At 56.1% G+C, this 20,608-nt stretch carries 20 protein-coding genes; 12 read left to right on the top strand and 8 right to left on the bottom strand.

Annotation, left to right across the window (positions count from 1 at the left end):
* Position 1: 1 nt before the first annotated feature.
* Positions 2-835, bottom strand: coding sequence for a UTP--glucose-1-phosphate uridylyltransferase GalU (gene galU / locus ACYYKW_RS15645; RefSeq protein WP_090284675.1), 834 nt, complete (start codon positions 833-835; stop codon positions 2-4).
* Positions 836-1,222: 387 nt separating this feature from the next.
* On the opposite strand from galU, the gene galE reads away from it, so the two are divergent.
* From galE to ACYYKW_RS15675, 6 genes are all read left to right on the top strand, one after another.
* Positions 1,223-2,239 (top strand): UDP-glucose 4-epimerase GalE, encoded by a 1,017-nt coding sequence (gene galE, locus ACYYKW_RS15650; protein ID WP_093099926.1) that lies wholly within the window; start codon positions 1,223-1,225, stop codon positions 2,237-2,239.
* A 231-nt stretch (positions 2,240-2,470) separates the two neighbouring features.
* A complete protein-coding gene (locus ACYYKW_RS15655) occupies positions 2,471-2,707 on the top strand; it encodes a hypothetical protein (protein ID WP_016775457.1) in 237 nt (78 codons plus the stop codon).
* 90 nt (positions 2,708-2,797) lie between these two features.
* Positions 2,798-3,913 carry a polysaccharide biosynthesis/export family protein gene (locus ACYYKW_RS15660; protein ID WP_172833260.1) on the top strand — a complete coding sequence of 372 codons (1,116 nt, stop codon included), beginning with the start codon at positions 2,798-2,800 and terminating at the stop codon, positions 3,911-3,913.
* An 11-nt stretch (positions 3,914-3,924) separates the two neighbouring features.
* Positions 3,925-4,590 carry a YjbF family lipoprotein gene (locus ACYYKW_RS15665; protein WP_464990506.1) on the top strand — a complete coding sequence of 222 codons (666 nt, stop codon included), beginning with the start codon at positions 3,925-3,927 and terminating at the stop codon, positions 4,588-4,590.
* Positions 4,587-5,348, top strand: coding sequence for a capsule biosynthesis GfcC family protein (locus ACYYKW_RS15670; protein WP_464990507.1), 762 nt, complete (start codon positions 4,587-4,589; stop codon positions 5,346-5,348). The genes ACYYKW_RS15665 and ACYYKW_RS15670 overlap by 4 nt, the downstream gene beginning before the upstream one ends.
* On the top strand, positions 5,345-7,423 hold the full coding sequence (locus tag ACYYKW_RS15675; RefSeq protein ID WP_093099934.1) for a YjbH domain-containing protein: 2,079 nt from the start codon (positions 5,345-5,347) through the stop codon (positions 7,421-7,423). The genes ACYYKW_RS15670 and ACYYKW_RS15675 overlap by 4 nt, the downstream gene beginning before the upstream one ends.
* Positions 7,424-7,771: 348 nt before the next feature.
* On the opposite strand, the gene ACYYKW_RS15680 is transcribed toward ACYYKW_RS15675, so the two are convergent.
* The 3 genes from ACYYKW_RS15680 to ACYYKW_RS15690 form a co-directional block, all read right to left on the bottom strand.
* On the bottom strand, positions 7,772-9,166 hold the full coding sequence (locus ACYYKW_RS15680) for an undecaprenyl-phosphate glucose phosphotransferase (protein ID WP_090284665.1): 1,395 nt from the start codon (positions 9,164-9,166) through the stop codon (positions 7,772-7,774).
* A 382-nt stretch (positions 9,167-9,548) separates the two neighbouring features.
* Complete coding sequence (locus ACYYKW_RS15685; RefSeq protein WP_464990508.1) at positions 9,549-10,208, bottom strand: winged helix-turn-helix domain-containing protein; 660 nt, start codon at positions 10,206-10,208, stop codon at positions 9,549-9,551.
* A gap of 278 nt (positions 10,209-10,486) precedes the next feature.
* Positions 10,487-11,224 carry a winged helix-turn-helix domain-containing protein gene (locus tag ACYYKW_RS15690; protein WP_464990509.1) on the bottom strand — a complete coding sequence of 246 codons (738 nt, stop codon included), beginning with the start codon at positions 11,222-11,224 and terminating at the stop codon, positions 10,487-10,489.
* A 507-nt stretch (positions 11,225-11,731) separates the two neighbouring features.
* On the opposite strand from ACYYKW_RS15690, the gene ACYYKW_RS15695 reads away from it, so the two are divergent.
* Positions 11,732-12,565, top strand: coding sequence for an undecaprenyl-diphosphate phosphatase (locus ACYYKW_RS15695; protein WP_336356039.1), 834 nt, complete (start codon positions 11,732-11,734; stop codon positions 12,563-12,565).
* Positions 12,566-12,614: 49 nt separating this feature from the next.
* On the opposite strand, the gene dusA is transcribed toward ACYYKW_RS15695, so the two are convergent.
* On the bottom strand, positions 12,615-13,601 hold the full coding sequence (gene dusA, locus ACYYKW_RS15700; RefSeq protein WP_464990510.1) for a tRNA dihydrouridine(20/20a) synthase DusA: 987 nt from the start codon (positions 13,599-13,601) through the stop codon (positions 12,615-12,617).
* A 1,195-nt stretch (positions 13,602-14,796) separates the two neighbouring features.
* Between dusA and ACYYKW_RS15705 the strand changes: the two genes are divergently transcribed.
* A complete protein-coding gene (locus tag ACYYKW_RS15705) occupies positions 14,797-15,009 on the top strand; it encodes a hypothetical protein (protein ID WP_093100013.1) in 213 nt (70 codons plus the stop codon).
* Positions 15,010-15,012: 3 nt separating this feature from the next.
* Here ACYYKW_RS15705 and ACYYKW_RS15710 read toward each other — a convergent pair whose 3' ends face one another.
* The 3 genes from ACYYKW_RS15710 to ACYYKW_RS15720 all read right to left on the bottom strand — a co-directional run bounded on the left by ACYYKW_RS15710 (position 15,013) and on the right by ACYYKW_RS15720 (position 17,696).
* The gene (locus ACYYKW_RS15710) at positions 15,013-15,804 is read right to left on the bottom strand and encodes a transporter substrate-binding domain-containing protein (RefSeq protein ID WP_464990511.1); all 792 of its coding nucleotides are present in this window, start codon (positions 15,802-15,804) and stop codon (positions 15,013-15,015) included.
* A 56-nt stretch (positions 15,805-15,860) separates the two neighbouring features.
* Complete coding sequence (locus ACYYKW_RS15715) at positions 15,861-17,108, bottom strand: hypothetical protein (protein WP_464990512.1); 1,248 nt, start codon at positions 17,106-17,108, stop codon at positions 15,861-15,863.
* 114 nt (positions 17,109-17,222) lie between these two features.
* Positions 17,223-17,696 carry a hypothetical protein gene (locus tag ACYYKW_RS15720; RefSeq protein WP_093100021.1) on the bottom strand — a complete coding sequence of 158 codons (474 nt, stop codon included), beginning with the start codon at positions 17,694-17,696 and terminating at the stop codon, positions 17,223-17,225.
* A 164-nt stretch (positions 17,697-17,860) separates the two neighbouring features.
* On the opposite strand from ACYYKW_RS15720, the gene ACYYKW_RS15725 reads away from it, so the two are divergent.
* The 4 genes from ACYYKW_RS15725 to ACYYKW_RS15740 all read left to right on the top strand — a co-directional run bounded on the left by ACYYKW_RS15725 (position 17,861) and on the right by ACYYKW_RS15740 (position 20,414).
* On the top strand, positions 17,861-18,526 hold the full coding sequence (locus ACYYKW_RS15725) for a ribonuclease T2 (RefSeq protein WP_336356015.1): 666 nt from the start codon (positions 17,861-17,863) through the stop codon (positions 18,524-18,526).
* Positions 18,527-18,663: 137 nt separating this feature from the next.
* Positions 18,664-19,161 (top strand): PAAR domain-containing protein, encoded by a 498-nt coding sequence (locus ACYYKW_RS15730; protein ID WP_464990513.1) that lies wholly within the window; start codon positions 18,664-18,666, stop codon positions 19,159-19,161.
* Between the two features lie 3 nt (positions 19,162-19,164).
* Positions 19,165-19,893 (top strand): alpha/beta hydrolase, encoded by a 729-nt coding sequence (locus ACYYKW_RS15735; RefSeq protein WP_464990514.1) that lies wholly within the window; start codon positions 19,165-19,167, stop codon positions 19,891-19,893.
* Positions 19,893-20,414 (top strand): hypothetical protein, encoded by a 522-nt coding sequence (locus ACYYKW_RS15740; protein ID WP_172833263.1) that lies wholly within the window; start codon positions 19,893-19,895, stop codon positions 20,412-20,414. Before ACYYKW_RS15735 ends, ACYYKW_RS15740 begins: the two co-directional genes overlap by 1 nt.
* The last annotated feature ends 194 nt before the right edge of the window (positions 20,415-20,608 follow it).

A 20,608-nucleotide genomic window follows, 5' to 3' on the forward strand; every position in this document is an offset into this window, starting at 1 on the left:
CTCAGCGACCTTTGAGGTAAACGTTTTCGTAGCAGAAGTTGGTCGCCTGCAAGTAACCCTCGGCGTCACCACAGTCGAAGCGCAGGCCTTTGAATTTGTAGGCCAGCACGCAGCCGTTCTGCGCCTGTTTCATCAGCGCGTCGGTGATCTGGATTTCACCGCCCTTGCCCGGTTGGGTGTCGGCGATCAGGTCGAATATGTCCGGCGTCAGGATGTAGCGACCAATGATCGCCAGGTTCGACGGCGCGTCTTGCGGTGCCGGTTTTTCCACCATGTTATTGACGCGGTAAATACCTTCGGAAATCAGCTCACCGGCGATCACACCGTACTTGTGAGTCTGGTCAGCCGGGACTTCCTGGATGGCGACGATCGAGCAACGGAATTTCTTGTACAGCTGGATCATCTGCGACAGCACGCCGTCGCCTTCCAGGTTCAGGCACAAGTCATCGGCCAGCACCACGGCGAACGGCTCGTCGCCGATCAACGGGCGGCCGCTGAGGATCGCGTGGCCGAGGCCTTTCATTTCCACCTGACGGGTGTAGGAGAAGGTGCAGGTGTCGATCAATTCGCGGGTGCCGGCGAGGAATTTCTCTTTTTCAGTGCCGCGAATCTGGTGCTCGAGTTCGTAGCTGATATCGAAATGGTCTTCCAGCGCACGCTTGCCACGACCGGTGACGATGGCCATGTGTTGCAGCCCGGCGTCCCGCGCTTCCTCAACGGCATATTCGATCAACGGCTTGTTGACGATCGGCAGCATTTCTTTCGGCATGGCTTTGGTGGCCGGCAGAAAACGCGTGCCATAACCGGCAGCGGGGAACAAACATTTACGAATCATAAAAGTATCCTGGACAGTCATGGAACACAGGCGACGGTTGCGCACCGGAATAGGTGGCAAGTTTCAATAAGGATTGAAGGCTTACTTTAATACCTGAGTCAGGTTATTCATTGCAAATGATCAGTCATCTAAAAGCCGACAATGTTAGAGGATGTCGGTAAGTGCCTTGTTAGTTATTTTTAGTCGGTATCTGTTGATAGTGATGAGTGCGCCGGGAGTGCTAATAAGTAACGGCAATACAGTGTGACCTGCAAAAATATTTATTGCCAGTCATTGAACTGAATTTGTTTTCGGTTGTTGTCGCCTTGTTTGTGTCGACTGTGACACAGGTTCGATACGCAAGGCTTGACACGTTACTTGTCACTTATCCAAAAGACGGACCGCGCTATGAAGATTCTGGTAACGGGTGGCGCCGGCTATATCGGCTCGCATACCACACTTGCATTGCTTGAAGCAGGTTATGAAGTTGTGGTGCTGGATAATCTTTGCAACAGCAGCGATGCGGCACTTCACGCTGTGGAAGCGATTTGCGGCAAGAGTGCCTGGATGATTCGCGGCGATGTCTGCGACCGCGCGTTGCTCGACCGGATCTTCCGTGAGCATCAGATCGAAGCGGTGCTGCATTTTGCCGGGCTGAAAGCGGTGGGCGAAAGCGTGCGCAAGCCGCTGGAATACTACGAAACCAACGTCGGCGGCAGCGTCACGCTGTGTCAGGCGATGGCGGCGGCGGGGGTGTTCCGGCTGGTGTTCAGCTCCTCGGCCACGGTGTATGGCGAGCCTGAGCAGATGCCGATCAGCGAGGAATTTCCGACCGGCACGCCGACCAATCCCTACGGCCAGTCGAAGCTGATCGTGGAAAACGTATTGCGCGATCTGAGCCGGGCCGAGCCGCGCTGGAGCATCGCCTTGCTGCGCTACTTCAACCCGATCGGCGCGCACCAGAGCGGCCACATGGGCGAAGACCCCAACGGCATTCCCAACAATCTGGTGCCGTACATCAGCCAGGTCGCGGTCGGCAGCCTGCAAGAACTGTCGATCTTCGGTAACGACTACCCCACGGTCGACGGCACCGGGGTGCGCGATTATATCCACGTGGTCGATCTCGCGGATGGGCATCTGAAGGCGTTGCAATCGATCGGCGAGCGCACAGGCATTCACACCTGGAACCTCGGCACCGGCGATGGCTACAGCGTGCTGCAAGTGTTGCAGGCGTTCGAACAGGCCTGTGGACGGCCGGTGCCGTATCGGATGATGCCGCGTCGCGCCGGTGACATTGCCGAGAGTTTTGCCGATGCTTCGAAAGCAGCGAAAGAACTTGGCTGGAAAGCCACACGCAACTTGCAGGACATGGTCGCCGACACCTGGCGCTGGCAATCCAATCATCCGAATGGATACTCGCGATGATGGCCAATTAGTCCAATGTTATTTTCAGTCAGGTTGTTAGATAACGTCGGGAAATTACACTGGCAATGCCTTTTGCAAGTCCGTAGATATAAGCCTGCCGTTCGACTTTTATCAGTTGCGTCTGACTGTGAAAGAACAACGGATCTTGTTCGCGCTTTTTGCGGACTTGAACTCTACCACCGCTAACACAGGCCGGTTTTTTAACAGGTCGAATGTTAGAAAGGAGTTGATATGAAAAAAGTGATGGCAGTTGCCCTGTTGACGATGTTGAGCAACTGGGCTGCCGCCGCTGAAGCGCCGTTGACAGCGGTAACCAATGTAGGTGGCAGTGTGGCGGCTTCTCAAGCGCCCGCAGCCAGTACTGCAATGGTTGCCAGTGCTGTAGCGGCGTCCAACAGCGGTGGCAGTGCCAACGGCGGTACCACCGGTACGACGGGTACCACCGGTACAACCGGCACGCATAACTAACAGGAAGTTCTGTTAGTGCAGTACAGGGTCGCCCGACGCAAGTCGGGTGACTTTGTTTTTGGATTCGCCCTTGAATAGCGTAGTGCCATTATGACTCGTAGTGTTTATCTTTTAATGTTGGCAAGTCTCGCTCTGCAAGGTTGCATGTTTTCCCCCGGTCAATACCTCAGCACCAGCGACATCACCCGCCAGGGCGCGAGTGAAAGCAGCCGGGTCGAGCTGATTCCGATCACGCCGAAGCTGATCGCCATGAACCGCGCGACGCAAAAGCACGAATCGCTGCCGGCGGAGTTGTTGGCGACCCCCGCCGAGTACCGCATCGGTAACAACGACGTGCTGTATATCACCGTGTGGGATCACCCGGAGCTGACGGCCCCGTCCGGCGCGCAGCAACAGATCGATGCCAACGGCCGTCTGGTGCGCTCCGATGGCACGCTGTATTACCCGTTCATCAAGGAAGTGCAGGCCGCCGGCCGCACCATCCAGCAACTGCGCGCGGACATCGAGCAGCGTTTGTCGGCGTTCATCGCCGAGCCGCAGGTTGACGTCGCGGTGCTGCGTTTTGCCAGCCAGAAAGTCGTGGTCACCGGTGCGGTCACCAAGGCTGGCCCGCAAGCGATTTCCACCAACCCGCTGAGCGTGGTCGAAGCCCTTGGCTCGGCCGGTATCGACACCAACAACGCCGATCTGTCCGGGCTGTTGCTGACGCGCAACGGGCGCACTTATCCGCTCAATCTCGACGCGCTCAATCAGCAGGATTCCGAGTTGCAGAACGTCTTCCTCAAGGGCGGCGACCAGTTGTATCTGCCGTACAACGACAACAAGCGCATCTACGTGATGGGCGAGGTCAACCAGCCGCGCGCGTTGAGCTTCAAGACGGCGACGATGAACCTCTCCGATGTGCTCGGTTCAGTCGGTGGCCTCAGCCAGACCAGCTCCAACGGTAACGCGGTGTACGTCATTCGTGGCGTGGAAAATCTCGATGTCGAGCCGGCGAAGATCTACCAACTGGAAGCCGAATCACCGACCGCCATGGCGCTGGCCTCGCATTTCCAGGTGCGCCCGCAGGACGTGGTCTACGTCGGCCCGGCTAATGTCACGCGCTGGAACCGCTTCATCAGCCAGTTGGTGCCGTCGGCATCGATTGTCGGCACCGGGGCTTCCGCGGCGAAGAACTGGAGCGAATACAGTAACAACAGCAAATAAGGTCGCCGACTGTGAATACGTTGAAAGTTGGCGTCTGCCTATGCGCGGCGGTGTTGCTCAGTGGCTGTAATCCGCTGATGAGCGCGTCGCTGAACAACCTAAAGGCCGCAGTGGTCGGCCCGGACGAAGTGGACGTGACGGCTGCGGAAGTGGCCGCGGTCAATTACCCGCAACTGAAGCTGACTACGCCGTCCGGCTCCGGCGTGCTGGCGCTGATGCGCGAGCGTGCAGACCTGCAGTTCTGGGTCGCTTCCGGCAAGCAAGTCCTGCTGCTGCGAGATGGCCTTGCCGTGCGCAGCATTGGTCTGGGCCTGGAAGGGGACCTGGACGGCACACGCCTGGCCGATGACTCGCCGTTCAAGCGAGGCCTGCATCACGTCGCCGATGGTTTCACCACGCGCCGCTGGATCGATCTGTACAAGGGCCAGGAAGTCGGGGTGATCGTCAACAGCCGCTTCAGCCGCCGCTCGGACACTACCCTGAATATCCTCGACAAGGAATACGCCGTGCTGCGTGTCGATGAGCAGATTGACGCGCCGGCCATCGGCTTGCGCGCGACCAATCATTACTGGGTCGATCCGCGCGACGGTTTCATTCTGCAAAGCGAGCAGCAACTGACGACGCAGTTGCGCGTCAAGGTCGTGCAACTGACGCCTGCTCGCAGGCACCTGCCGTGAAGCGCCTGAGATTGTGGTCTGCGGGTCTGATCCTGATGACCGGGGTCAGTCAGGCTGCCGTCACCGTTTCGGGCGATGTCGCCAATCCCGGGCCGATCCCGTTGCCGCCCGGCGGGCGCTTGTTCGATGTGATCAGTGAGGCCGTGCCGAACGCCGAAGGCTACTGGCTCGCCGGCGGCTTGCTGCGCCAGTCGCTGATCGAACAGCAGACCCGGCTCAAGGTCGGCGTGCTGTTCGATCTCGAGGTGCTGCAGCGCATGGCCGTGCTGTTCGACAAACCGAGTCGTGTGGCGCTGGCGCAGCGTGTTGCTGAAGAAGTACGGCAGATGCCGGTGACCGGCCGGCAGATCGCCGATCTCGACCCGGTCGCGGTGGAAACCGGCTTCGCGCGCAACATTCGTCTCGAGGATGGTGATCGTCTGGTCTATCCGAAAAGGGTTGATGAAGTGCAGGTACTGGGTGCCGTCGCCGCGCCGTGCCACTTGCCGTATCAGCCGTTGCAGGAGGCGCGCGAATACCTGCAAGGCTGCTCGATTCTCGACGATGCCGAAGCCGATTACCTGTGGCTGATCCAGCCCAACGGCGTGTCGCGGCGCGTCGGCATTGCCCACTGGAATCGTGAGTCCGGGCAATTTCCCGTCGCCGGCAGCAAGATTCTGGTGCCGCTGAAAAATGATGATCTGGATCCGCCTCTTCCTGAACTGAATCAGCAGTTGGCCGAATTCATTGCCACGCAGCTGGCCGAGGTGGTTCGTTGAAGTTACGTTTTGCAGCTGTGTTGTTATTGCCCTGTGGCCTGGCTCACGCCGAGCCGCGCATTACCCAGAATGACTTCGGTGGCACCGGCTTGTGGCAGACGCCGACCGCGCGCATGGCCCCGGCGGGGGAGTTGAGCGTCAACGCCAACCGCACTGATCCGTACAGCCGCTACAGCGTGTCGTTGCAGCCGCTGGACTGGCTCGAAGGCTCGTTTCGCTACACCGCGATCACCAACCGGCCGTACGGCTCGGAGGCCCTGAGCGGCAGCCAAAGCTATAAGGACAAGGCGGTCGACGCCAAAGTCCGGCTGTGGCAGGAAAGCCATTGGGCGCCGGAAGTGGCGCTGGGCTTCCGCGATATCGGTGGTACCGGTTTGTTCTCCAGTGAATATTTCGTCGCCAACAAACGCTACGACAACTTCGATTTCAGCGCCGGCATCGCCTGGGGCTATATCGGCAATCGCGGCGACTTCGATAACCCGCTGGGCTATGTCAGCAGTCGCTTCGATACCCGGCCGGCGCTCGAGGGCACCGGTGACGTCAACTCGGGTTCGTATTTCCGTGGCCGGCCTTCGTTGTTCGGTGGCGTGAGCTATCAGACGCCGTGGGATCGCCTCAGTCTGAAACTCGAGTTCGAAGGCAACGATTACAAGAACGAACCGAAGGACAACGAGATCAAGCAGGACTCGCCGATCAACCTCGGCGCAGTATTCAAAGTCACCGATTCGATCGACGTCAGCGCCGCGTGGGAACGTGGTAACACGGCGATGTTCGGTGTGACCTTTCACACCAATTTCGTCAGCCGCAAAGCCCCGGCGAAAACCTACGACCCGACCCCGGAACCGCTGCCGGCGAAAGCCCCGACCGCGACGATGGCGCAGGTCGACTGGGCCGATGTATCGAGGCGTTTGCAGCAGAACGCCGGCTATAAAGTCGAGCGCATCGCCCAGCGTGATTCCGAGCTGATCGTCTACGGCGAGCAGCAGCGTTATTTCCACTCGTCCAAGGCGGTAGGGCGGGCAAGCCGGATTCTCGATAACAGTGTCAGCGACGACATCGACTGGTTCACCGTGGTCAACAAGCGCTACGACTTGCCGCTGGAAGAAACCAGCCTGCCGCGCCAGACCTTCCGCGAAGTGATCAACAACGAAGAGCCGCTGGAAACGCTGCACCGCACCACCGAAATCAATCCGGCGATGCCGCACAACGAGACGACCCTCTACAGCGAGGCGCCGCAGCATTTCAGCTATGGCGTGGGCCTGGGCTTCAAGCAGAACGTCGGTGGTCCGGATGGTTTGCTCTATCAATTCAGCGCCGATGCCGACGCCGAATATCGTTTCAACCGCAACACCTGGTGGAGCGGCTTGCTCAGCGCCAACCTGGCGAACAACTTCGACAAATTCAGCTACGACGCGCCAAGCGGATTGCCGCGTGTGCGAACCGATTTGCGTCAGTACCTGACGACCTCCAATACGACCATGCCGCTGTTCCAGGTCAGCCATGCCGAGCAACTCGACAAAGACCTGTATGGCATGGTCTACGGTGGCTATCTGGAGTCGATGTTTGCTGGCGTCGGCGCCGAGGTGCTGTTCCGGCCGACCGGCGAGCGCTGGTCACTGGGTGCGGACTTGAACTGGGTGCGTCAGCGCGATTTCGATCAGGGTTTTGCCTTGCGCGATTACTCGGTGGTGACCGGGCACATTACCGGTTACACCGACCTGCCGTTCGACACGCTGGCGGCGGTGAGTGTCGGCCGCTATCTGGCCGGCGACTGGGGCACGACGGTGGATATCTCGCGGGAGTTTTTCAACGGCGTACGCGTCGGCGCCTGGGCAACGATCACCACCGCCAGCAGCGCCGAATATGGCGAAGGTAGCTTCGACAAGGGCCTGTACCTGTCGATTCCGTTCGACGAAATGATGAGCATGTCGACCATGCGCCGCGCCAACCTGGTCTGGGCCCCCCTGACCCGAGACGGCGGTGCGCGACTCAACCGCAGCTACCAACTGCACTCGATGACCGATAGCCGGGAAGGCGATATGTTCTATCGTAATTTCGAGAAGATAACCGAGTAGACGCCGATCCCCGCTACAACAAAGATCCCCTGTAGGAGTGAGCCTGCTCGCGATGGCGTCAGTCCAGTCAACATTGATGTTGCCTGACACACCGCCATCGCGAGCAGGCTCACTCCTACATGGGTTATTTGCCAAGCCACACATCCCGGCTCACCCCCAAATCCCTGTAGGAGTGAGCCTGCTCGCGATAGCGTCAGTCCAGTTACATTCATGTCGCCTGACACACCGCTATCGCGAGCAGGCTCACTCCTACAGGGGTTTATTTGCCAGGCCACAATCCCGACTCACCCCCAAATCCCGCCCACAAAAAAGGGGACTTTCGTCCCCTTGCATCTACAACCCTGAACCTCAGTAAATATCCTTCGACAGCAACGTAAACGGTGTCTTCACCAGGATCTTCAGATCCAGCCACAACGACCAGCTGTTGATGTACTGCAGGTCGATCTCCACACGTTTCTGCATCTTGTCGATGGTGTCGGTCTCACCACGGCAGCCGCTGATCTGGGCGAGGCCGGTGATGCCCGGTTTAATCCGGTGGCGCGCCATGTACGCGAGGATTTTCCCCGAGTAGTAATTATTGTGCGCGACCGCATGTGGACGTGGGCCGACCAGAGCCATGTGCCCTTGCAGGACGTTGAACAGTTGCGGCAATTCATCCAGCGAAGTGCGACGGATAAAACGGCCGACAGCGGTAATGCGTGAGTCATTGCGGCTGGCCTGCTTCACATCACGATCATCGTGAACACGCATCGAGCGGAATTTCCAGACCTTGATCACCTTGCCGTTCCAGCCATGGCGGTCCTGCTTGAAAAACACCGGACCTGGAGAGTTGAGCTTCACCGCCAGCGCAATGATCAGCAGGATCGGGCTCAGCGCGATGATCGCCAGAAACGCCACAGCCTTTTCCACCAGACTCTTGCTCAGTGCGGCGGTCGGGCGGCTGGTCAGCGGGCTTTCGTTCAAGTAGATCGCCGGCAGACCGTCCACGACTTTCACCGAGTGATTGAGCAGCGTCAGGCTGTTCAGATCCGGCACCCACACCACGTCGACGTTGGCACCCAGCAGGTCGACATACATCGCTTCGATCTTCGCTGCTTCGCACAGCGGCAGGGTGATGTACAGACGGCGGATGTCATGGGCAGCGATCAGGTCCAGCAGCTGTTCCTGTGCGCCGACGACACGTGGCGCATCGGAGCCCAGCGTGGTCACATCGCCATTGCTGACCAGGCCCACAAGCGGCAGGTTTTCCAGCTGGCTGAGCTTCTTCGCCAGACCCAGCGCCAGTTCACCAGTACCGACGATCAACGTCTTGTGTTCGCTCTTGCGCGAACGCTGGTAGTACTTGGAAAACGCATGCAGCGGTGCGTAGAGAAACGCTTGACCAAGGAAGCCATACACCGCCCAGCTCAGAATCACCTGCCGCGAAAACAGCTCGTCGGCCTGGCAGACGAATGCAATGCATGCCAGCGCTGCCATGGTCATCGACCAACCCATGAACAGCCGGCCCAGGCCGGTCAGGTAGTTGTCGCGTTTGCGATAGACACCGGTGAACGTGTAGGCCGGAACCGAGGCCAGTACTGCCAGCGTTGCGCACATTCGGTAATAGAACGCGACCGTGCCAGTGTGCTGCTCGGCCAGGATAAACAGCAGCGTTACCACGAACGCCTGAGCGAGTGCCCATTGGCCCCAAAAGGTCAGTCCCTTGAGGCCCGTGTTTCGATTGATACTGAGAGAAAGATCCATACGAATATCCCCAAAAGACGTCCATTCAGGTTTCAACAGTTGAAATCCGAGTTGTTATGCAGACTTATTGTTTTTGTTGTAGCGAGTGTCCTGAGGTAACAACATCGATATGCCGAACTGTCGTCAGTCAATAGACTAAGTTATTGCCGGGAATGGTGTCTGACGAGTTCTAACAAGATGGCACAGTGCCAACTATTCTAATATTTAAATAGTAGTGTGTTAGAAAAGGTCGCAGAGCAGGGGGTGATTATGTGGTGTGGGTTTTGTTACTGTTGGAGGCAGGAAAGTACAACTCAAGGAGGGATAAAGCCAAACAGAGTGCTCTTGTTGTTTTTGTAATCGCACTTGTTCTGTTTGTTTTATTGGCGGAGGTCGGCGTTATTTACGCGACGATGTCCTGGATAAGGCAATAACCGCGATTTCTTACCGCGCGAAACAGGCGCTCACCGTTGCTGGCGCTCTTGAATTTGTCTTGCAGACGACTCAGGCACATTTCCAGGCCACGGTATTGTTCCGGTTCGCGACCGATGCTGATGATCAAATCATCACGGCTGACAACACGCTCTTCATGGCTGAGCATTTTGCGCACCAGTGCTGTTTCCAGGCCCGTAAGACTGATCTCGACCCCTTCTCTGACCAGTGCGCCTTGTTCCGGGTCAAGATGCCAGGTTGCGCTGTATGGCATATCGCTTTGAACGGCAGGGGGCATGTTGCTGGTATCGCCGGTAATGACTGAATTGTGTTGGAACACAGTTGCCGATTGCGCGGCCAGCCATTCCGACTCGAGTGTGGCCAGAATTCGCTGAGTATCATGCTCGATACTACGCGCGACATTCTTTCGACTGATGTGCGGATATGTGAACTCCATCACCATTGGCGCGGAGGAGGGCGAAGCAACACCTTCAACAAACATTTGTGCCTGCGACGTGCCAAACGAGTTGAAGCGCTCACTGGACAGGATGCTCTCCAGTTCACGTTGCGACGTTGTACTGTGAGTCACGACAACAAAATATTTCCTTGGGAGGGTTGTACTGGTTTCCATGTCTCTCTCCTGAATACATACCAAAATTGGCTAAAAGAAAATCGGCAGGCGAGCAATAGCTTCCTCGGAAGTAATCGATAGGCAGGGTCTGGGCCCAAGATTGGCCCTCGATAAATTCCACTCGAACTGCTGCTATGTTATGGAGTTTTATTGTTATGGGTCGTGTTGACGCGCTCATTCAAATGCTTGATTTCAAACAGAAGCGGAGCAGAAAAGGAACTGTATGGCTGCATTGGACGATCCTTCGTACGTTGCAAAAGGGATTGGCTGCCCGAGACTCAGGCAGTCGATATCAGACCCCGCAGCAGGCGATAGCCATAACCGCGAATGCTCTGAATCGCGTTTGTACCATACATGTCCTTGATTTTTCCACGCAAGCGACTGATTGATTTTTCCAGTGCCCGAGGGTCGTAGAAATTGGTATTGAGGCCCATGATGCCGGCGATTTCATCATGGCTCAGGATGTGATTGCCGGTTCGCGCAAAGGCTTCGAGGATCTTCATCTCGGCAAACGAGATGTCGAGTTTTTTGCTCTTGTCCATCAGGCAAATGCGCGTCGGATCAAGCGTAAGATTGATGTTGCGCTGCCATTCTTCACTGGTGAAGAACTCCGCCAGCAACTCTGCACCGTCGTCGGAAAGGGTGTTGAGTTTGATACAAATATCGGCACCTGCCAGGTAGTACTTGATCTTGTTGAAGGCACCGCGACCGGTGATAACCGCGCAAATAATCGGCTTCAAGTTGTCGCTGCGCAGATTCTCCACCAGCGCAAGATTGTCCTCGAGAGCCTGTGGGCTATCGATAATCAGGAATATTGCCCGGTACGATCCCAGATGTTCATTAAAGTTATGTGAACTAGCGTAGGCACTGGCTTCAAGCGCCAAATCGCTACGAACATGCTGGGCGATTAGCGTTCTAAAATGATCGGCCACGCCACGGGTACGACCCAGAGTAAGAACACCGGGTTCGTCATTTGTCGGGCGCGGGCTTCTAGTCGCCAAGTTCGCTGAGAGCATCGTGCATTGACTCGAATTAGGTGCTGACATCGGGATGTTAAAGCACCGGTTCTCATCTGTGACTGACAATTGGTAACATTTGCGCGGATTTTAGACGTGTCTCGCGAGATTTCTAACAATAAGTAAGCTTTTCAGGCTTTTAGTTGATTTTCTCGAGAGAGTGAACTACGGCTTAGATGATGGCGATATGCAATGGTGCCACTATTTTGAGTCTATTGCGACAGCTTTAGTTGTGTCGATCTGCCACTGTATCGCCATACCGTAATATTGTGCGCTGGATCACACTTTATTGCGCGCGCTAATCTTTTTCCACTCCAGCACTAAATATTTCTCGAGTAGTTCGTCGGCCGACGATTACTAACATGGCTTGAGTGTGGCTTTTGATAAGACATATTCTGCCGGCGCAGCGCCAGGCAATGGGTAATGGCGTGCCGATCTTATTTCCGATACTCAATTCCTGAGTGCAGTTAACCGGTCGCTCTCAAAGAGCGCTCTGATGGAGGATTAATGGATTTCTGGACCTTTTTCCAGGTGTTGATATTAGGCGCGGTAGAAGGCCTGACCGAGTTCCTGCCGATCTCGAGCACCGGCCACCAGATCATCGTCGCCGACTTGCTGGAATTCGACGGTGAACGCGCAATGGCGTTCAATATCATTATTCAACTGGGTGCCATTCTTGCCGTGGTCTGGGAGTTTCGGCCGAAGATCTTCGATATCGTCAAAGGCCTGCCCACCGAGCGCAATGCACAACGTTTCACTATCAATTTGCTGATCGCCTTTCTGCCGGCGGTTTTCCTGGGCGTGTTGTTTGCCGACGCCATCCACGCATACCTCTTCAACCCGATCACCGTCGCCGTGGCGCTGGTGGTCGGCGGCGTCGTCATGCTCTGGGCTGAACAACGCAGCCATGTGATCAGCGTCGAGCGCGTCGACGACATGCGCTGGTCCGACGCACTGAAGATAGGTTTCGTACAATGCCTGGCGATGATTCCCGGCACTTCACGCTCCGGCTCAACGATCATCGGCGGCCTGCTGTTCGGCCTGTCGCGCAAAGCCGCCACCGAATTCTCGTTCTTCCTCGCCATGCCCACCATGGTCGGCGCCGCTGTGTACTCCGGCTACAAATACCGCGACCTGTTCCAGCCCGACGACCTGCCAGTCTTCGCCCTCGGCTTCGTCACCGCATTCATCTTCGCGATGATCGCCGTGCGTGGCTTGCTCAAGTTTATTGCCAACCACAGCTACGCCGCATTCGCCTGGTATCGGATTGGTTTTGGGTTGTTGATTCTGGCGACGTGGGGGTTTGGCTGGGTGAACTGGACCGCTGCTGCAGCGGCATAAAGGACAAGCCAGGCGGATCTACCGCCTGGCTAAAGTGATGGGAAGGGCATCAACGCCCTTCAAGCAACTCAGCCGCCTGATCCAGCAACGCCAGCGGATCCTTGGCCTTATGAATATCCACCGACAGCAGCTGACGAAACTTGCGTGCTCCTGGGAAACCGGTACCCAGGCCCAACACATGCCTTGTGATGTGATGCATCGCGCCACCGGCCAGCAAATGCTCGGCTATATAAGGACGCAACTGCGCCAACGCCTCAGCCCGACTGATCACCGGTGCCGCACTGCCGAACAACTGCTGATCCACCTCCGCCAGCAAATACGGATTGTGATAAGCCTCACGCCCGAGCATCACCCCGTCGAAAGTCTGCAAATGCTCGTGGCAGGCCTCCAGCGTCTTGATCCCGCCATTGAGCACAATCTCCAGCTCCGGAAAATCCGCCTTCAACTGCTCCGCCACGTCATAGCGCAACGGCGGAATGTCGCGATTCTCCTTCGGCGACAACCCCTCGAGAATCGCAATCCGCGCATGCACGGTAAAACTGGTGCACCCGGCATCCCGCACCGTGCCGACGAAATCGCACAGCTCGGCATAACTGTCCCGACCATTGATCCCGATGCGATGCTTCACCGTTACCGGAATCGACACCGCATCACGCATCGCCTTCACACAATCCGCCACCAACTGCGGATGACCCATCAGGCACGCGCCGATCATGTTGTTTTGCACGCGATCGCTCGGGCAGCCAACGTTGAGGTTCACCTCGTCGTAACCGTGGTTCTGGGCCATGCGCGCGCATGCGGCCAGATCCAGAGGAACGCTACCGCCCAACTGCAGCGCTAGCGGATGCTCGGCTTCGTTGTGACGGAGGAAGCGTTCGTGATCGCCGTTAAGGAGAGCGCCGGTGGTAACCATTTCGGTATAGAGCAAGGCGTTCTTCGACAGGAGGCGTAGGAAGAAGCGGCAATGGCGGTCCGTCCAATCCATCATGGGGGCGACTGAGAAGCGGCGGGAGAGTGGGGCGGGTTGTAGAGGCATTGGGGGAATCTGGATCAGAGGGGCGAAGGTGAGCGAGTTTATCAGGAATAGGGTGGGGCAGAGTCCCAAGCGTCGTGACCACGTGTTCCAGTTTGCTATGACTCTGGAGCTGATCTTCTGAGTATCGTGGTCTGGCCCCTAATTCCATTCGCGAAGCGGCGAGGCTGTTCCGAGAAGCGGTAATTGAATACTCGAATTGCGCCAAGCTTCATCGCGCACTGCAGAAGAATGCGACGTTGGGGAATGGTTGCACGTAGCCCCAAGATTCCAGTCAAAAAAAAACCGCCTTTGCGGGGCGGTTTTTTCAAGTCTCGGGTTGCGACCGAGACTGGTGCATCACTGGCTACATTGACGTGCGGTCATGGTATGAATCTTTGCGCGCACATGCAACGTCCTTTTTGCCTGCGGCTAGCCGTTTGGAGCATTGTTTTTTTCTTGGCGATACTAGCAGAAATAACGATTTACAAATATTGCCGATCAGCCTCTATGACAAACCAAATGAGTGGTCTTCGGGCTGCAATTTCTGAGTTAACATGCCGGGGCTCACATGTTAGTGCTGCGGTGAGGTTTGGCTGGTGACTTAACAGTTTCACGCCCCCTGACACGGTTTTGCACCCGTGCCGGATTGATTTCTCGGAGGGACTTCAACCGGCCGCCTCACTGGCTACATTGACGTGTAGGCCGAAGGAGCGCGTGATCCGGTAAGCGTTCTTGAGGTTTGGCCCCCAACCCGGAGGCCAAAAGTATGAAGCTTTTGCTGCGTACGCTGAGCCTCGTATGGAGATTGCTAAAAGCGCTTCGCTTTTACGAGTTCCTGCGAGACCACTTTGACGACCTGAAGTAACGGTCGATCTTTGAGGGGAAGAACCCGCTTCAGCTTCGGCTGAAGCGGGTTTTTTTTGATGATGAGACTGTCAAAAATGATTTTATAGGCTCAGTCATTTCATCTGATCGCGTAGGGGATTTCGTCGGCGACTGTAGGTTTCGCCCTAAGACTCATAATGTACTGCTTATGCATCGCCACCGAACTGCTCACCAATTTCGCTGCTGCTCAAATAACGCTGATCCGGTTACGTATCGCACCTGATCGATGCTGAACACGCGCTGTCCATCAGCACAGTTTCATCTTGCCGGGTTCTGCGCAGGCTTAGGATGTAGCACAGGTTTTTCAATTTATGTCGATGGGAGCCGTGCCATGCGCCTCAATATTGTCAAAGTGCTGCTGATTGCTGCAGCAATATCGGTGCTGAGCGCCTGCTCCGGCACCGGCGGCTTTACCACCACCAGTTGTTTCTCCAGCGACTGCCAATCACCGCAGAACCCTGGCGCCAACACCCTGAAATTCGGCGGCAACAGCATCGGCAGCAGCCTTAACCAATACAGCTCCGGCATGCTGCACGACGACTAGGCATCACTGCGCATCAGGCACCGCAATCCATTCGCTCAAGGTCTTCTGATACTTGCCAGTGACTTTGCTCAAGTGCAGCCACTGATCGACATACATCTTCCAGCTGATGTCATCGCGCGGCAGCAGGTAAGCCTTCTCGCCATATTGCATGTACTGATGCGGATTGACTGCACACAGTCCCGGTTTGAGTTTCTGTTGATACAGCGCTTCGGAGGCGTCGGTGATCATCACGTCGGCCTTGTTGTCGAGCAGTTGCTGGAAGATCGTTACGTTGTCGTGCAGGGCCAGTTGCGCTTTGGGCAGGAAGGCGTGGACGAAGGCTTCGTTGGTGCCGCCGGCGGGTTCGACCAGGCGCACGTTGGGTTGGTTGATCTGCTCGACGGTCTGGTACTTGCTGACGTCGTCGCAGCGTACCAGCGGGATTTTTCCATCGGTGTCGAGAGTGTTGCTGAAGTAGGCTTTTTTCTGCCGTTCGAGGGTGACCGAGATGCCGCCCATGCCGATGTCGCATTTGCCGGCCTGCATGTCCGGCATCAGGGTTTTCCAGGTGGTTTGCACCCACTGCACTTTGATGCCGAGGCTGTCGGCCAGCGAGCGGGCCATGCTGATGTCGATGCCTTCGAACTCGCCGTCGGCGCGTTTGAAGGTGTAAGGCTTGTAGTCGCCGGTGGTGCAGACACGCAGCGCGCCTTGTTGCTGGATGCTGTCGAGGCGAGTTGCAACTGTCTCGGCGTGAGCGGTGGCGGTCAGGGTCAACAGGCCGCAGAACGTCAGTGTGCTTTTTAGTGTTGTCATTGAAATCGCACTTTGAAAAGGTGGGGGCTCAGTGTAATGAAAGGTTTTTCCGGGCGTCATCCCAATAGTTTGAATCTAGGCACGTCATATTTGGCAGGCGGCCTCGGGTGATGCGACAGGATGGGCGTCAAAACCGCTGAACGAACAGTCTCCCAATTGAGTGTATGTCCCGCCCATTTTTGCCAGCTAAGTCCAGGTGTCAGTGAGGGGCGCAACGGTTTCCGCGTCACCTTGCTGTGTCGGGTCGCGATGCAAAAACGAGTGTAGCGGGGCAACTGATACAAATTCAGATACCGCAGGTCACTGCTGCACAGTAGCAAGATGTCGCCGAATGAGAGCAGCGGAAACGCAGTAACTTCCACTTTGTTTTTCTCGTTAAGTCGAGTCCGCCACTGCCGGTTATCCACGTCGCCGAGGCTGATCTCTTCATCGAGGATGAAGCGTGCAGGGCCCTGTTGACGAATCGCCAGGTTTCCGGCCGCCGCATAAGTGATCGTTGGCATGGCGCCCGGCGATAGAAGCAAAAATGTAGCGAAGAGTACCAATGCTGCAGCCAGTCCATATGCAACGCGAGCAATGACGTGACCTTTGCTGATGTAAAAAACGAAAACAGGAATCAGGCTCAGAACAAGTGTGCCAAGCGAGAAGAGCCCAACAACCACCACAGCTTCAGCGTTGTCTTCACCGACATAGGTTGAAAGGATGAGCAGGGTTGGCAACGAGGCGAAAATTACTGCAAGACCGATGACAAATCCTACCCATAGTCGGAAGACATTTTTCTTCCATGTCACCAGATGCTGGGTATTTTCGTCGAAGATCGCTCGAAATTTTTTGAAAGAAAACAAGGCAAAATAAGCGAGAAGCGTGACCGAGAAGATCATTCCCATCGAGATACCGGCACTGAATGTGTCTGGGTATATAAACAACACTAATGTGAATACACAAAAACCCAAGCACAACGGCAGCAGCAACCACGCGGCGATTCGATTGTGTTTTTCCGGCACTTTGTCAAACATCGACACGCTGATGCCATAAAACCACGCACTGGCAAAGAGTACGCCCAGATAGCCGACCATGATTAGCACGATCAACAGTAACCAGAGCGCCAGCGCGGCTTTCGCGTCAATTGCTGCGAGAAACAGATCCGTGCGGCCAATGGCCCGTGTGTAAACATACAGGCCAAGAATTGCCAGACCTGCACCCAGGAAACCTAGCGTGAGGGTGAGTTGACTCCAGTAATCGAGAACCCGTTTGAAGTTGCGTTTGAAAAATTGCGAAAAGGTTGGGGCGGTTGAAGCATCCATGCGATCAGAGATTCCAGTGATTGTGATTTGGAGGTGTATAGCGACAACCGGCTAGACTTCTTCCGGAAGGCTGGCCTGTTGAGCGAGTCGACAGCGTAGTGATGAGGTAAAAAACTAAAGCCCCAACCCTTCCTGCACCACCTGCAACAGATTGTTCTCCGTCAAGGCAATCGCATCGAGTTGGTGCCCGGTTTCGACCGTCTGGAGCCACCAATGGCTTTCGTGATGTTCATCGACGGTGCGCAACAGAAACGTGTCCTTGCCCGGCAGGGTGATTTGCACTCGTCCGCAGCCATCCTCGGTAAACCGCGCAATCGGATCGAAGGTCAGGCTGTGGCGATTGGCTTCGATGATCAGCTGATCTATGGCGTAGTCATGGGCTTCACCGTCCGGTGAAGTTTCGCAAACATGCGTAGGATTGCGCCGGATCTTCAGTCCGACCTCGGTGACGGGCTGTAACCATTCTTCGATGCGGTGGTACAAGTCATACACCTGAGCGGGCCAGCAATCGATTTCCAGTTCGGCGCAAGTAATGTCGTCAGCATGGACGTGCTTGAGTTTGGCGGCGAGTTCGTCTGCTTTACTCATGTCGGATCCCTTGGTTGGATGTCTGCCTGTTAATCGTAGACCCTGCGAAGACGTCAGGCCTTGCCTTGCGTCATGCGCTTGCAACACAAGCGTGGCGAAATCAGCGCTGGCCCGGTCGGGTCCGGAGCTAAACCATGGACGCAGGCGTCCCAAGGAGTGGGTAGATGAAAAAACTGTTTACAATTTTCGCAGTGATTGCGCTGACGGCCGGTAGCATCGGCCTGAGTTCGGCGCGGCAATCGCAATCAAGCAAGGCCCAGGCGGAATCGGTGGCGGGGGTGTTCGACTACTACCTGCTGGCACTCTCATGGTCGCCGACCTTTTGCCTGACGCATAAAGATGATGTGCAGTGTTCCGGCAAGGGCTATGGCTTCGTGCTGCATGGGCTGTGGCCGCAATATGCCGCCGGTGGCTGGCCGCAGTCCTGCCCACCACTGGCGAGGTTGTCGGCGGCGGAAACCAGCAAAGGCCTGACCCTGTTTCCAACGAAAAAACTGCTCGATCACGAATGGGCCAAACACGGCACCTGCAGCGGCCTCGGCGCGATGGGTTATCTGGATGAAGCGGACAAGGCTGTAGCGGCGGTGAAAATCCCGGACGAGCTGCAGCCGTTCAGCACCTCGTATTATTTCGAGGCGCAGGAGATTGCCCAGTTGTTCCGCCAGGCCAACCCGGGGATTCCGGCCGATGGTGTCGCAGTGATCTGCAGCGGTCCGGAACTGTCCGAAGTACGCGTGTGCATGGGCAAGGATCTGCAATTCGCGGCGTGCGGCAAAGGCGTGAAAACCCAGTGCCGGGCGGGCGATATTCGAGTACCGCCGTCGCGGTGACCCAAGTGGTATCAGCGATGAAGAACAGGCGCCCGACAAGGCGCCTGTTTTTTTGCCTGAAGATTTGAAGCACCTGCGCATTTCCCGCATGCTTGCGCACCCAAAAGGACGACACGCTAGATTGCAAGGAGCTGTTCATGAGCGGAAAGCCCGCTGCCCGCGTCACCGATCCAACCGCCTGCCCGCTGCCGGGACATGGCACCAATCCTATCGTTAGCGGTTCGCCAAACGTCAATTTCGATGGCCTGGCGGCTGCACGCATGACCGACAAATCTGCCTGCGGCAGCGCTATCACCGGCGCGGTGTCTTCGACGGTGTTCATCAATGGCTCGAACGCCGCAACGCTGGACAGTATCGGTGGCCATGGCAACGTGGTCATTGGTGGTTCCGGCACGGTCATTATCGGTGACACGGTGGTCACCGCGCCCTTCAGTGGTTTGCTGCCCATGCCGGTGCACTTCACCGACAAGTTGCAACTGGTCAACGACGTGACCGGTGAGCCGATGCCCAATCACCCCTACATGATCCAGCGCGCGGACGGGCGCATGGAACATGGCGTGTCTGACGCCGCCGGGTTTGCCCACGAGGTCAGCTCGCACCTGCCTGAAACCATCAAGTTGTTTCTGGAGGAATGAGGCATGGCGGCTGAAACGGTAACGTGCCCGAAAGGCAACAATTACAAGCTGCACAAGGAACATGCGCTGACGGACAAGAAAGATGTCAGTGTGAAGGCTGTACCGGTGGAGAGTACCAAGGCGATTGTTCTGTTCATTGGTGGGGCAGGGGACAAGGAGAGTTATTATTTTTCGGGTCCGTACAGGAACATACGGCTGGCGTGGTTGAATTTTAATAAACGAACTGAAGCGCTAATGGCACAGGGCCGATATACGTCAGAGTGGTTGGGCTACAACGAGGTCAGAGGAAAGCAAGATATTCAACGGAATGTTCTAGGGTTGATACCGTATAAAAGCTGTCCGGTATACATCGTCGGACATAGCCTTGGCGGATGGAACGGCGCGCACCTGACAAAAATCATGACGGACTGGGGTTACCGTATCCAAATGCTGATTACGCTGGATCCCGTCGGAGAAGGTTCTCTCGTTTGGCTTGGCTCGGATATTTATCGCGAGCGTCCAAAACCGGTGGCTGCGGATTGGATAAATATCAAAGCGACTCCGACTCAAAGATATCCGTCAGATGGGGTTGCTGACTTTGGCGAAAAGTGGATCATCGCTTGCGGCCCTTCATTGAACGCCAACGTCGACACCAATCATGCAGATGCACCGGGGCTATTTACAGCAGCAATCGCGGGTAATAAATCAGCGAGCGATTTTTTGTATGAGTCAATCATGAAGGAGTTTTCCTGATGCAAAAGTTGCTCCTTTGCGTACTGATGGTTTTCTGCTCCGGCTGTGCAAAAGACCACACGAAACCACCTGCGAATCTTGATTTTGTTTCTGTTAACCGCGAAACCGCGCTTTTGTACGACGTTAGATTTGATTCAGACGTTGATGTGCTTGATCTTTTTGATCGAGGGGAAGGAAAAGGGATGGCTTCCGCTACGCTGGAGTGTGCCTTGGCAGAGGACGAAGATTTTTCGGTCGATAAACTCATCAGGTTTTCTGCAACTGGTTCGATTGAGCCCAAAGGAAGTGATGGAGGCCATGCAAAATATTCCTATCTCAGCAGCGCATTCATGAGTGAAGTTTCCAATGGTGGTGGTTCCCGTAGAGATCTTTCGACAACAGAACTCAACCACCTCCTATCCAACAAACAGCAAATCCCCTGCAAAGTCGTGGTCACCGCCTACGGTTACAAACCCTATTACTCCAACACCCTGCACATCCCCGTCGCCGATCTGCTGCGGGAAATCAACAAACCCCGCTGAAAAAACCGGGGAATTCCAGGCGCGAATTCCCCGCGATCTCTCACTCCTGCAGCCGCAAAACTCACCCGCTCAAGCCGCAAAAATAAATCGACGAAACGTGATCATCCATTCCTGACACACGCCGATATAACAGGCATGACCGCTGCGTTTGCCGGGTATATCCCGCTGGGCTACGCTCAAAAAACATAAGGGTT

This window comes from Pseudomonas sp. 15C, assembly GCF_055484735.1.